Origin of the sequence: Vibrio sp. Vb0598 (assembly GCF_033338935.1) — a bacterium.
GTDB classification, from domain to species: Bacteria; Pseudomonadota; Gammaproteobacteria; order Enterobacterales; family Vibrionaceae; genus Vibrio; species Vibrio alginolyticus.
In genome coordinates this window covers 140,720-154,337 of record NZ_JAWOTP010000009.1, presented here as the reverse complement: position 1 = coordinate 154,337, position 13,618 = coordinate 140,720, and the positions used below count along the sequence as shown (strand labels likewise).

Genomic DNA, 13,618 nt, shown 5'->3' with positions numbered 1-13,618 from the left:
CGCAGAGTTTACCAGAGCCCCTAAAGCCATACTACTTTTCTATCTCATTGAGTTGAGTCATTAAGCTGTTGCTGAAAATCATACGACTGGCGCAAAACATCTCGATAAAGTGACGAGAACTTCTCTTCTAATTCGGTGTAATCACTTTCAATCACTTTAAATGTTGTGGTTAAGTCTGCCATTCTAGGGCTTCTTTGCGACATCCGATGTAGTGCAAATTCTATATTGTCTAGATCTTGATAGGATTGAAGCCATCGGCCATGCCACATTCTGCTGTGGAGCACCAAAAAACGTGGCGGCAAATGTTCATGAACCTCTCGGTTTACTCGCTCGTATGCCGTTTGGACAAAGTGTTCGAGAGGCACGGAATGAAAGTCGTTCCAGTGTTTTGCGAGGCAATGATCCCAAAACATATCCAAAGCGATAGGTGCAAAACGTCTCGCAATACCAGTGAAATGAGGCTTACATTCGTTGACGATTGGATGATGGTCAGTAATACGGTCAACAAATCTATGTAATCTGATGCCATTTGAGATATCGCGATCATACAGCTTGCTTGGATCTCCTTTTACGAAGTCTCCAAGCAAGTTTCCCAATAAATGGCTGTTACTGTGATCTGCGATATGCAGGTGGGCTAGAAAGTTCATTCGACGCCAGTTTTGGCCTCTAGGGCTTGGTGTGACATGAACCTAGTATAACGTCAATTACGACGAGATGAGAGTGTTCCGCTATTCGGCTTCGTTGTCTGAGCCAACGTATTCCGACAAGATAATGCCAATTTCAAGCGCATCTAGCAGCTCTAGGCTCTCATCGTTTTGGTATTGGTCGCTCATTGTGACCTCCTTTATTTTAAGCTCTCTTGCTTTTACTTGCTGACGGCCTGGCTCTTGCCATATCCACATCAGCAACTCCTTTTTATAGTCTTTATATGACACATTCATGACAGCGAGAAGTAAAGATTTAAAAACCTATGAGCATAATCAAAAGTAAACGATTGCAATTAGGTTTCATATCCACTTAACACTTTAGAGAAATGACTCTTTTATCAACATTCATGTCAATTTAAAGATATAACATACTGTTATAGGCGTCCTTAGATCTCATTTCTTAAACTAAATTTAGTATTCGTTACATATTTTGCTGATTAACTTCGCATATTTTGTTTCGATATAGCAATAGATTTGGTCAATATCTTTTATCTCTAATGGAGCTTTAAATGAGAGAAGTTGAGTTTAGAACGATAGACAGGCTGTTTATCAAGATGTCTATCAACGACAAAATGTGGGTTATATTCCTACTGTTTTTAGTAGCCCTCACTTCAGTGGCTGGAAGCCGCTACTTCAATGAAATACAACAATTTGAGCAGCAAGCCATCTCGGCGAGCGAAGCGAAGCTTTCTGGTATCGTTGATGCTCAATCAAACCGCGCTACAGAAATTGACGGCGTATCGAAATCGAACCGCGTAAGCGAGAGTTCTTTTGTCGATGGGTCTGTGACCGCTTATGCCAAGTTGCATTCTGGAGAAGTGATTAAGCTGACTCAAAATGTGTCCACACAATACGAATCGTTAAAATCATCAGCTCTATCGTCACTATTACTCAGCTTCTTATGGGTTATTCCTTTTGCCCTATTCTCTTACTGGGTGGCAACGTTTATCGGAGGAGCTCTGTGGGTTTTATATACAACAACCGAAAAAATTGGTGACGGTGACTTAACCTCTCGCCTTGGTTTCCATCCAGGTCGAGATGAATTCGGTACCATCGGCTGTGCGCTAGACAAGTCTATGGATACCTTAAGTGAACTGGTTAATAGTGTTAAAAATAATGCAACGATGTTGAGCGAGACATCTTCTGCATTCGAAAAAGATATGCAGTTGAGTGAAACCCAGATATCTCATCAATATCAAACGCTTGATTCAGTCGCGACGGCAATGGAAGAAATGACAGCCTCTGCAAAGGAGGTATCAAGTATTTCTCAACAAGCAACGACGCAGTCAGACCAAGATGCCCAGAAGATCGAACTAAGCAGAAGCCGTGTACAAAACGTGATTGGCGAGATAGAGACGTTATCTAGCTATATTGAACAAGCCTCTACGTCAGTAACCAATTTAAACGAGAATACGACGCAGATTAATGACGTGATCACAACGATTAACGCCATTTCAGAACAAACTAATCTGTTGGCACTAAACGCAGCAATCGAAGCAGCCCGTGCTGGTGAACAAGGTCGTGGATTTGCAGTGGTTGCCGATGAAGTACGTACATTAGCAAGCAGAACTCAACAGGCAACAGTAGAGATCCAAGCCATGATTGAGAAGCTTCAAATTGAGAGCCAGAACATTGCTTCAATCACCAACCGAACCGTTCAGCAAGCTCAAACCAGCAGCCAGCTTATTGATGAAATCGGCCATGATGTTACCTCTATTGCCGAGTCAGCACGCTCATTAATGGACATGAGCATTCAGATTTCCACATCTGCTGAAGAACAAAGCGCAGTTGCTAACGATATTGCATCGGAACTTTCAGAAATTCGTAGTCAATCAAGCACAATCAGAGAAGTGGCGGAGCAATCTACCGCTGGCGTCGCTAATCTCACGCAAGCCTCCGTTTCTCTTGGTGAGATATTACAACGCTACCGCACCGCATAACGTTGTGGAACTTATGATCAACAAGGGCTCCTTAGGGAGCCCTTTTCTTTAAACCGTGTTCAACTATTACCTTCGATATTTTCTACGACATCCAAGTGGATATTTGAAGTGAATCTCAAGTTCTCGCTGTACCCGATGAAATAATGTTCTTAAACAGAGCGTTCCGCTATGCTTGATCTTGCCAATTCCAATTTGCTGCTGGAAAACAATATGAATAATTACAAAGACACAAAAGACATAGAGAACCTGAATTGCCCACTCTGCCAAGGAGATGAATATCTCATTTCATCGGATGGCGAGAAATTCACATGCGCTGCTTGCGGATTTCATACAAAAAACTTCTCATCTATCCAATGTCTACATCAAACGCCTTACCTACAGTCTAAACTTAAGCACATCCACAGCTTGAGTCCGGTTTGCCATTAGTAGGTCAAACAGAGCAGCCACACAGCTGCTCTTTTAATTCATCTAAATGATGGATGCGAATTACACGCTCGTCCTCAACAAGATTGATAGCTTCACCATTAAATAACTGTATCGTTTTGATACCGGCGTTTAGTCCCGCCTCAACTCCTTTAGGCGTGTCATCAATATAAAGACAGTCACTTGGTAAAAAGCCCATGCTCATAGCACTGTACATGATTAAATCGGGCTCAGGCTTCCAACTATTCGCATCGAATGCCGAGAACACTTTGCCTCGGAAAGCATCGAGTAAACCGGTTAACTCCAAAGCGTATTCAATTTTATCTTTAGGTCCATTAGACGCCACACAATATTCGATATTATGCGAATCCAAAAACTGAATTAATCGTTTTGCGCCATCCATTGGCTGTAAGTGACGCACAAAAAGAGACTGGACTTCTTCTCGGTATTGCGGCTCTAAAACATCAATTGGGACTTTGATATCTTTCAATTCTTTAGTATCTAAAAGGATGTCAGCGAGCTTTCCTCCTTTAAAGTGAGAAACGCACTCTTCCATCGTTAACTCAGCCCCATGCTGGTTAAATACATTGACGAGCGCTTGGCAACACAGTCTTTCGCTGTCGACCAACGTACCATCACAGTCAAATATCACGCACTTAATATTGGTAATTGCCATAGCCATCTCCAGACGTCTTAAAGGCTCAAGCCCAAGCTGATTTTAAGAATGTTTGGATTAATCTTATTTGAGTTTGGGATTGTTGAAACGACGAGCTTGGCATTTCATGGAAATAGAAGGGAGCAATTACAGTTTTTCTAAGCAAGATCACCCAACGTCATCTTGCTTTACTTTTTATGCACATTGATGTGTAAGTTAGTCTTCGATAACCACTGAGTCTAACAGTTTTTGCTCGGTGCTTAGTCTTTTAGCCAGATCAGCCACAAACGAGCTTTTGTATTTTGATTCAGAAACAGCAACATCAGAGATGAGTGTATTTCCTTCGAGATGGCTAACAATAGCAGCACCAATTGGGACTCCAGATTTAAAACCAACATATAATTCAAAATCTGGCGTGAGGATAATCTGTGTCAGATATTCAATGATCATATCTTTATCATACTGCTGTTCCCAGCGCTGAGATTGCAAGATAGAGAACATAATGGTCAGTCGATGAAAATCGACCAGAAAAATATCGTCGGGGTTAAATTCAGAGTCACTTTCCAGTAATGTGTCTTTGTCGACTACTTGATACGTTGCTTTTTCTAGCGTTTTGAAATAGACATCGCGCCCTTTCAAACTCTCTGGTGTCGGAAATTCAACTTCGACCAGATCATACAGCCATGTATTTTTACGCTCGATACTGGCTAACTGTTGTTCATTCATCTTGATACCTTCGTTTAGAGCAGTACATTAGCATGAAGCCCGCAACAAACCTAGCGCACATAGACCTTTCCGTGGCTAAATTTTGTTTTAGGTGCAAACCTCTGATAGATTTCATCAATATCTTTCCTAGTTAAGGACAAAAATAATGAAAAAGATGCTGTTAAGTGCATTGCTTGCTACTACTCTAGTTGGTTGTTCAGATAACGATGTTGCTGACGTGGGGCTCGGTTGGTTTACTTTGAAAGACATCAAAGTCGGTGAGTTGAAAGACGAGGTGGTAACAGGTGTCACATGTCACATCGCCTCTATCGAAGCGGATTTCAGCTTAGCAGATCCAAGTGATAGCTCAATATCATGTCGTCAGACTGGCGAAATCACACCGGAAATGATTGCAAAAATAGATAAGAGTAAGTCCGGTGAAATTGTATTTAAGAAGTCAAAAAGCATTTTCTTCAAAACAATGAAGGTTCGCCGTATTTATGATGCCGATAACCAAACCTTACTCTACTTGTCTTATACAACAAAAGAGACCGATGGTAGTTTTAAGCATAGCCTTTCGACAGTCCCACTTTGGGGTACCAAGGCTTACGTTGAGCCAACTGAAGTGAAAAAGTAACGCGGGTAAATTTAGTTAGCGCGGAGCAGGCTCTTTCCGGGCGCTGCTGAGCAACAAGTTTAAAAAACAACCCATTGCAATACGACAAGCCTCATAAATTGCAGCTGCTTTGGTTGCTATTTACTCAGCTCGCTGATTTTTTCAGCGAGCAGACTTCTTTGTAATAAATCGCCACGATTTTCATTTTTTTGTGATACAATCCCGCCTCTTTTTTTTCTCACTCAAGAACAAGCATGAAGTTTCCTGGTCAGCGTAAATCTAAACACTACTTCCCAACTCACGCTCGAGATCCATTAGTAAACCAAATCCGACAGGCACCTAAGCTATATCGCCCAACTATTGTTGGTGTCGGTCAAACCATTGTAGATATCGAAGCACGTGTAGATGACGCGTTTTTAGAGAAATACAACCTGAGTAAAGGACATTCGCTCGTTCTTGAAGAAAGCAAAGCAGATGCACTTTACGAAGAACTGGTTGAGCAAGGCCTGATCACACACCAATACCCAGGTGACACGATTGGCAATACTCTTCACAACTACTCAGTTTTAGCCGATAGCAAATCCGTTTTGCTCGGTGTGATGTCTAAGAACATTCAAGTCGGTTCTTTTGCTTATCGCTACCTTTGCCGTACGTCTTCACGCATGAACCTTAACCATTTACAAACGGTAGATGGCCCTATTGGTCGCTGCTACACCCTAATTTCTCAAGACGGTGAGCGTACATTTGCTATCAACGAAGGTCATATGAATCAACTACTTCCGGAAAGCATTCCTGAAGAGATCTTTGAGAAAGCATCAGCCCTGGTTGTTTCTTCTTACCTAATGCGTGGTAAAGAAGAAGATCCAATGCCTAAAGCGGTACAAAGAGCGATCGACTTTGCTAAGAAGCACGATGTCCCTGTTGTACTTACGTTAGGGACAAAGTACGTTATCGAAGGTAACGCACAGTGGTGGCAAGAATACATTCGCGAAAACATTTCTGTTGTCGCTATGAATGAAGAAGAAGGTGCGGCGCTAACAGGTGAAACAGAGCCGCTAGCTGCTGCTGATAAAGCACTTGAATGGGTTGATCTCGTACTGTGTACGGCAGGACCAAATGGTCTGTACATGGCTGGTTACACCGACGAGAAAGTAAAACGAGAAACCACACACGACATCCTTGAAAGCTCCCTCGAAGCCTTTAACCAGTACGAGTTTAGTCGTGCGATGCGTAAAGAAGACTGTCAAAACCCAATGAAGGTCTACTCTCACATCGGCCCTTACCTTGGTGGACCACTAGAGATTAAGAACACTAACGGTGCAGGTGATGCAGCCCTTTCAGCCTTACTGCATGACATGGCAGCAAACTCTTTCCACCAAAAAGAAGTGCCTAACTCAGAAAAGCACGAAGTACGATGCTTAACCTACTCCTCGCTTTCTCAGATCTGTAAATACGCAAACCGAGTAAGCTATGAAGTGTTGACGCAGCACTCTCCTCGCCTATCGCGAGCGCTTCCTGAACGAGAAGATAGCTTAGAAGAGACTTATTGGGATCGTTAAAACGACAGCTTTAAAGCTAAAAATATATCAAGGTCACCATTTGGTGGCCTTTTTGTTTTTATCTAGCACTATAACGAGTAGATTTCGTTAGTATGTCGCACAATACGAAGCAGTAAACTCTTTACAAGCCTAACCGAAACAGTACCATCACCAAGCAGACCTTTGCCTCACAATAATACTCGTTATAACTTAGGTAGTTTTTCAACGCTACCTGAGTGCCACTTTGGGGATTCTCCATGCAGTCAGATATCGAAATTTGCCGAAACACACCACTTTCTTCTATTGATGTTATCGCGGAAAAAGTAGGACTATCACCCGAAGAGTATGACACTCACGGGAAGCACAAAGCCAAAGTCCACCCAAAATGTTTGGAACGACTCAAAGCAAATGATGACGGTAAACTTGTACTCGTCACTGCGATCACGCCGACTCCTCTTGGCGAAGGAAAAACCGTTACGACGATAGGCCTGGCGCAAGGTTTAGCAAAGCTTAATCAATCTGTTATTGCATGTATAAGGCAACCTTCGATGGGACCCGTCTTCGGTATTAAAGGTGGCGCAGCGGGCGGCGGTTATTCTCAAGTAGCTCCAATGGAAGAGTTAAACTTACACCTTACTGGTGACATTCACGCAGTGACAGCGGCGCACAACCTTGCTTCAGCCGCTCTTGACGCTCGCTTGTTCCATGAACAACGCGAGGGTTATGATGCCTTTGAATCACGCACCGGGTTAAGAGCACTTAAAATCGACACGGCAAGTATTACTTGGAAACGAGTGATGGACCATAATGATCGTGCACTACGTAAAGTCAAAATTGGCCTCAATGATGCAGGAAAAACCATCAATGGTTTCGAGCGTGACGAAGGGTTCGATATTTCAGCGGCTTCCGAGTTGATGGCTATCATTGCACTAGCCAAAGATTTAAAAGATTTACGCCAACGTATCGGGAAAATTGTCGTAGCGTACGATTTGAACGGAAACCCCGTCACTACGGAAGATCTACAAGTTGCAGGAGCAATGGCAGTAACACTAAAGGAGGCGATTGCACCAACACTGATGCAAACTCTAGAAGGTGTTCCTACGTTGATCCATGCAGGTCCATTTGCAAACATCGCCCATGGAAATTCATCCATTATCGCGGACGATATTGCGCTAAAACTGTCAGGTTACACGGTAACTGAAGCCGGTTTTGGTTCGGATATGGGATTTGAGAAAGCGTGTAACATTAAAGCTGCTGCCGCCAACAAAGCCCCGGACTGTGTAGTGATCGTAGCAACATTACGCGGCCTCAAAGCGAATTCCGGACACTACGATTTACGACCAGGTATGGCTATTCCAGATTCCATTTTTAATCCGGACCAAGCAGCATTGGAGGCTGGGTTTGAAAATTTAAAATGGCACATAAATAACGTTCATAAATACGGTTTACCTGCTGTCGTTGCCATTAACCAGTTTCCACAAGATTGTGTGAAAGAGCTTAAAGCTCTTGAAGATCTGATTCACCAATTTAATCCCGAAGTTAAAGTAGCCATCAGCACCGCTTTTTCGCAAGGCGGACAAGGCGCAACGGAACTAGCTCAACATGTTATTGATGCGTGTACCACGCCTGTAGAGTTTTGTCCGTTATACAACAAAGAGCAATCATTACTCGAAAAGCTCATGGCAGTATGTGAAGCGGGCTATGGAGCAACCAATATAGAAATGACTCCTATCGCGACTGAACAGCTCAAACATTTTGAGCAATTAGGCTTTAACAACTTAGCGGTTTGCATCGCGAAGACACCACTATCTATAACCACGGACTCCGCAGTCAAAGGGGCACCAACTGGTTTTACCGTCCCAATCCGCGAGCTGCGCTTGTGTGCGGGCGCAGGATTCGTTTATGCATTATCTGGTACCGTGATGACGATGCCAGGCTTACCTGATAAACCCGCATTTATGAACTTAGATCTTGATGATGAAGGAAATATCGTCGGTCTCTCTTAGTGCAGTGATAACGTATCGCTATCAGTGAAGTGAGCATATTCATTGAGTGAGTGGTCTACTTACCTATCCACTCACTCTCAACAACTGTGAAAAGAGTTGTCTCAGGCCTTCTACTCTTGAATTGTTGATACAAAGCTCTCCTGCCTTACATCAACGCGCCTGTTTTAGACCTTTAGAGTTAAGACGCTAACCCTAAGCCTTGTTTAGCCATAGTTATTAAGCTAGAAAACCCTATTTATCTTCTTGTTTTGTCGCCACTTTACATTGTAAATCCATACTTGTTGACTTCTCCTTTCTACAATTTTGCGCCAATTTGATGCACGGGCTATTTAGCGCTTCACTAATATGGTGCAGTTGTCTTACAGTGAAATTTTAACCTCCTTGATTTTTAAGGAGATATTCTATGGCTCGATTCTTGTAGTAGACTTTTCACTAATACGCACATTAGCACATGCTTTTCAAAACCTCTGCGTTGCATACCACCTCCTTCAGGTTAGCACCGTTTTGATGCATGTCAGAAAAGGGAAAGGGAATACTATGGAAGACGCACTCGCCGTAATTTTAGCAGGAGGGATGGGGTCTAGACTCAGCCCACTCACCGATGACAGAACCAAGCCAGCCGTACCTTTTGGCGGAAAATATAGAATTATAGATTTCACACTAACCAATTGTTTACATTCGGGTTTACGCAAGATCCTTGTTTTAACCCAATATAAATCTCATTCACTTCAAAAACACTTACGAGACGGCTGGTCGATATTCAATCCAGAGCTAGGCGAGTACATTACTGCTGTTCCACCACAAATGCGCAAAGGTGGTGCATGGTATGAAGGAACCGCCGATGCGATTTATCACAACATGTGGTTGCTATCGCGAAATGATGCAAAGTATGTGGTTGTGTTATCCGGCGATCATATCTATCGAATGGACTACGCCGCAATGCTTGAAGAGCATAAAGAGAAAGGTGCTAAGCTCACCGTTGCCTGTATGGATGTTCCCGTAGAGGATGCTTCAGCATTCGGTGTAATGGGCACCACAGAAAGCGGGCTCGTTACTTCGTTTATAGAGAAACCTGAAACCCCACCTACCCTTCCTGGAAGCGCGACCAGAAGCCTTGTTTCTATGGGAATATATATCTTTGATATGGATGTTTTGAAAGAAGCGCTTGAAGAAGACTCAAAACTCGATTCATCAAGCCATGACTTCGGAAAAGACATCATACCTAAGCTGATTGATACCGAATCCGTTTACGCTTATCAATTCTGTGGCAGTAAAGGGCGCGTCGATAAAGATTGCTATTGGCGCGACGTGGGTACCATTGATTCCTTCTATGAAGCGAATATGGATCTACTAGAACCTGTGCCGCCAATGAACCTTTATCAGTCCAATTGGGCGATTCGTACTTACGAGCCGCAGTTTCCACCAGCTCGTACCGTTTCTTCTGCTACAGGCAATGAAGGTATTTTTATTAACTCCATCATTGCTACCGGTGTCATCAATTCTGGAGGCTCAGTACAGCATTCCATCATTTCCTCTAACGTACGCATTCAAGACAGTGCAACGGTAGTCGATTCCATCATATTTGATGACGTAGAGGTTGGTGAAGGAAGTCAGTTGGTCAACTGCATAGTTGATAAACATGTTCGTATTCCGCCACATACTCAAATTGGCATCAACAAACTTGAAGATGCGAAGCGATTTAAAATCTCAGACAAAGGTATTGTCGTCATACCCGAAAGTTACCAATTCGATTAAACGACAAACTATCACAACAAAAAAGCGCACGATAATCATCGTGCGCTTTTGTTTAAGTGCCCGTAAACATTAGGCTATAACAAATAATCCATAATAATTAGATGTTACATACCGTTGACCAGCTACCATCTGTACCCGGTTCAGCCGCTGTCCACCAGTTCGCTTGGTAAACCACACCGTTGTGGATGATCTTATCACCTTGGTTAGCGTGGCTTGGATTACCTGCCCAATCCGTTTGTGGCAGAGCTGGGTATGTCACTAAACCTGTCGTATCACACGTACCTGGTTCAGTGGTACCACCACCCGTGCCCGCATTGAGATCACCAATTGGTAGATCTGGCTGTTCAAACTTAAACGCAAACTCCTTACCACCAGAAATCACTGAGTAGTTAGCCGGACCAGAGATTGGTAGGTAGTAAACCATATCAAGCTCGTAGGTGCCGCCCGCCGGCAAGTCTTTCCATGCTGGTAGAGAGAACGACACACGGTGCATTACGCCATCTAAGCCACCAATGTTGTTTGCTCGAGTATGTCCAGAAGCAATCACTTTCAAACCACCACCTGATTGGTCTTTCGCGTTGTCCGGCGCAGATACTGGGATATCGAATTGGAATTCAGTACCGCCAGGGATCGCTTGACCAGTGTTATTTGTAAACGTGATTTTTGGGTTAATTGGGTAGTTTTGGTCGCCAACTTTGAAGCCGCCAACACTAACAGTAATGTCTACTGCTTCAGTTGGTATTGGACCAGTCGCTACTTTGTTACCGTAAGGCGTCGCAGACTTAAACTTGTCGTAGATAGCTTTGGTCATAGTGTTACCCATGTGGTATTCACCATTACCCGCCGCACAAGCTTGTTCAGTTGCATCTACTGCCGTACGATTACCATTTGCATCCAGTACGTAACAGTTGTAGTCACCTGCTAGTTCCCAGAACATGATACCGCCGATCTCTTTATCGATAACGTAATCGGCTTTCACCTCGATAGAAGCTTTATCTTCCGTAGATAGGAATACGCTCTTCTCTGCGTTCCACAACCAAGGAGCCACAGCAACGCTATCGTAATGACGAGTATAAGTACCAACAAACTTATCTGAAGGATCGTTGACTGGGTCAAGACCGTAAGCAGCTGCGTAAGAGCCCCAAATACCGTTTTCTAGGTTCTTAGCATGCCACATTGGGTTAGAACCAGCGCCCATTTCGTTTCCTTTAGGGTCGGTATCATGCCACATGTTGTCGATACCAATAGCGCCGTGACCACAGTTGTTCTTCTCACCTTCACCTGTGCCCGGTTGGCACTCTGCTTGGTTTGGTAGTGCCGCTCGGCCCCATAGGCCATTTTCGCCACCAGTAACACCTTGCCAACCACGGGTGTAGTAAGGAACACCAATGTTGATACGACCTGCTGGCATAGAACCACGGAAGTAATGGTAAGCCCAGTCTGTGTTCAAGTAACCGATACCACCGTATGCAGCAGTGCCGTATACGTTCCACTGCGCTAACTCAGAGTCTTTACCTGTATCGAATAAAGCCGCGTTATGACCAACGTGATCATTCCAAGCCCCATGCAAGTCGTAAGACATGATGTTTACGTAGTCTAGGTACTTAGTTACATCGAAGGTTTCCATCCCACGTAGCAAGTAACCTGAAGATGGTGCTGCGATAGTCAGCATATAATGAATACCATCTTGCGCGGATGCCGCATCAAGTTTCTCACGCAATACTTTCATCAGCTCTTGGTAAGACGCCCATAAATACTGACGACGTGGTTCCATGAAGTCTTTGTCGTAAGGGTTACCAGCACCAGCCATTGACGTCGGGTATTCATAGTCAATATCCAGGCCATCGAACTTGTACTGACGCATCATTTCAACGGCAGAAGTTGCGAACTTCTCAATACCAGCATGATTAATAGAACCGTCCGCATTCGTCGTCATGGTGTAGAAGCCACCATCAGCTACACGATCGCCGTTCGTATCGAAGTGACCGCCCGTTTCAGCCCAACCACCAATCGAGATTAGCGTTTTAACATCATGTTTTTGCTTGTAAGTTGCTAGTGCACCAAAATGACCTTTAAAACCAAGAGCAGGATCTACCTCAACGCCTGGCCAAGTTTTACCTGTAGCAGGGTTGTTAGGATCATTAACGTCGCCAACGTTTACTTTGCCGTCAGAACCAATGCTCACAAACGCGTAGTTAATGTGAGTAAGTTGTTCCCAAGGAATGTCTTTAACAAGGTAAGTCGCTTGTGGGTCGTCACCTGATCGCCAACTGGTGAAGTAGCCGATTACACGACGTGGGTGATCAGCCCCCATTTTCTCACGACCTTCTTCATCATAAATAGAACAGTAAGGAACATCTACACCCGTTGTTTGATAAAGACCATCAGGACGACAATTAGATGTCACTGCGCCGCCGTTTACTGTTAACGTCGCAATTGCAGAATCTGCTGTTGCTCCAGCATCATCGGTTGCTCTCGCATAAACACTTAATGAGCCAGCTTGTGAAGGGGTTACATCCAGCGTGTATGGCGCTGTTGTAGCAGTGCCAGCAAGCACACCTGCAACATAAAAATCAACTTTAGCAACGGTACCATCCGCATCCGTAGCATTTGCAGTCAGTGTTACGGAACCACCCAGGTCAATAGAGCTCGCAGAAAGCGCGACATCCACTGTCGGCGCTTCGTTACCAGGTTGCGCTGATGCCACAGTTAACGTCACAACACTTGCCGTACTAACGGCACCTGCATCGTCATAGGCCTTGGTAGAGAACTCGTGCTGTCCTTCAGTTGCTGTCCACGATGCAGCATACGGCGCAGACGTTGCCTGACCAACTAATACACCATCAACAAAGAACTCTACTTTGCTAACAGTCCCATCAGTATCTGCCGCATCTGCAGCTAGGTTAACAACATCACCCGCAGTCACAGAAGCCGACGCAGAAGGCGATGTCAGAGTAACCGTCGGGACTTCATTCTGAGGTGGTTCAACCGGTCCAGTGCCATCACAAGCGCCAAGTGTTTCCCACTCGCCCCACTCACCAGATTGCGCTGGATTGTTGTTTTGCGTCCAGTAACGCGCTTTATAAGCATTACCTTCATGCTGAACTTGGTCGCCACCGTTATAAACTTTTGATGATTGCCAAGTTTCTAGAGGGGCACAGTCAACTGCTGCGTAGCTATTGAAGGCCATAAGACAAGAAGCGGTGAGTGTGCTTAGTGTGAACACGTTTTTCACTGCGTTGCCGTTTTTAAGGTGCATAATCGCTCTTCCTT

General features: G+C 44.3%; 10 protein-coding genes. 5 read left to right on the top strand and 5 right to left on the bottom strand.

The features are described from left to right. Positions 1 to 44 precede the first annotated feature (44 nt). Together R7Q38_RS11775 and R7Q38_RS11770 are read right to left on the bottom strand one after the other, a co-directional pair. Positions 45 to 647 carry an ACP phosphodiesterase gene (locus tag R7Q38_RS11775; protein WP_085569047.1) on the bottom strand — a complete coding sequence of 201 codons (603 nt, stop codon included), beginning with the start codon at positions 645 to 647 and terminating at the stop codon, positions 45 to 47. Positions 648 to 728: 81 nt separating this feature from the next. Further along, on the bottom strand, positions 729 to 902 hold the full coding sequence (locus tag R7Q38_RS11770; protein ID WP_017820948.1) for a hypothetical protein: 174 nt from the start codon (positions 900 to 902) through the stop codon (positions 729 to 731). Between the two features lie 314 nt (positions 903 to 1,216). Between R7Q38_RS11770 and R7Q38_RS11765 the strand changes: the two genes are divergently transcribed. Further along, positions 1,217 to 2,647, top strand: a complete 1,431-nt coding sequence (locus R7Q38_RS11765) for a methyl-accepting chemotaxis protein (RefSeq protein ID WP_005376380.1) — start codon at positions 1,217 to 1,219, stop codon at positions 2,645 to 2,647. A 430-nt stretch (positions 2,648 to 3,077) separates the two neighbouring features. Here the strand turns inward: R7Q38_RS11765 and R7Q38_RS11760 are convergent, their stop codons facing one another. Together R7Q38_RS11760 and R7Q38_RS11755 are read right to left on the bottom strand one after the other, a co-directional pair. After that, the gene (locus R7Q38_RS11760; protein WP_138940251.1) at positions 3,078 to 3,746 is read right to left on the bottom strand and encodes an HAD-IA family hydrolase; all 669 of its coding nucleotides are present in this window, start codon (positions 3,744 to 3,746) and stop codon (positions 3,078 to 3,080) included. A gap of 195 nt (positions 3,747 to 3,941) precedes the next feature. After that, positions 3,942 to 4,451, bottom strand: a complete 510-nt coding sequence (locus R7Q38_RS11755) for a hypothetical protein (protein WP_005386088.1) — start codon at positions 4,449 to 4,451, stop codon at positions 3,942 to 3,944. Between the two features lie 145 nt (positions 4,452 to 4,596). On the opposite strand from R7Q38_RS11755, the gene R7Q38_RS11750 reads away from it, so the two are divergent. From R7Q38_RS11750 to glgC, 4 genes are all read left to right on the top strand, one after another. Then, a complete protein-coding gene (locus tag R7Q38_RS11750; protein WP_005397614.1) occupies positions 4,597 to 5,067 on the top strand; it encodes a CreA family protein in 471 nt (156 codons plus the stop codon). Between the two features lie 233 nt (positions 5,068 to 5,300). Further along, positions 5,301 to 6,605 carry an inosine/guanosine kinase gene (locus tag R7Q38_RS11745; protein WP_005376376.1) on the top strand — a complete coding sequence of 435 codons (1,305 nt, stop codon included), beginning with the start codon at positions 5,301 to 5,303 and terminating at the stop codon, positions 6,603 to 6,605. A 236-nt stretch (positions 6,606 to 6,841) separates the two neighbouring features. Beyond that, positions 6,842 to 8,590: a formate--tetrahydrofolate ligase gene (locus tag R7Q38_RS11740; RefSeq protein ID WP_285384846.1), complete on the top strand. Its 1,749-nt coding sequence runs from the start codon at positions 6,842 to 6,844 to the stop codon at positions 8,588 to 8,590. Positions 8,591 to 9,127: 537 nt separating this feature from the next. Further along, entirely contained in the window at positions 9,128 to 10,345 is a 1,218-nt protein-coding gene (gene glgC / locus R7Q38_RS11735) for a glucose-1-phosphate adenylyltransferase (RefSeq protein ID WP_213886071.1), read from the top strand. A gap of 97 nt (positions 10,346 to 10,442) precedes the next feature. Here the strand turns inward: glgC and R7Q38_RS11730 are convergent, their stop codons facing one another. Continuing rightward, entirely contained in the window at positions 10,443 to 13,604 is a 3,162-nt protein-coding gene (locus R7Q38_RS11730) for a chitinase C-terminal domain-containing protein (RefSeq protein WP_225466256.1), read from the bottom strand. Positions 13,605 to 13,618: the final 14 nt, after the last annotated feature.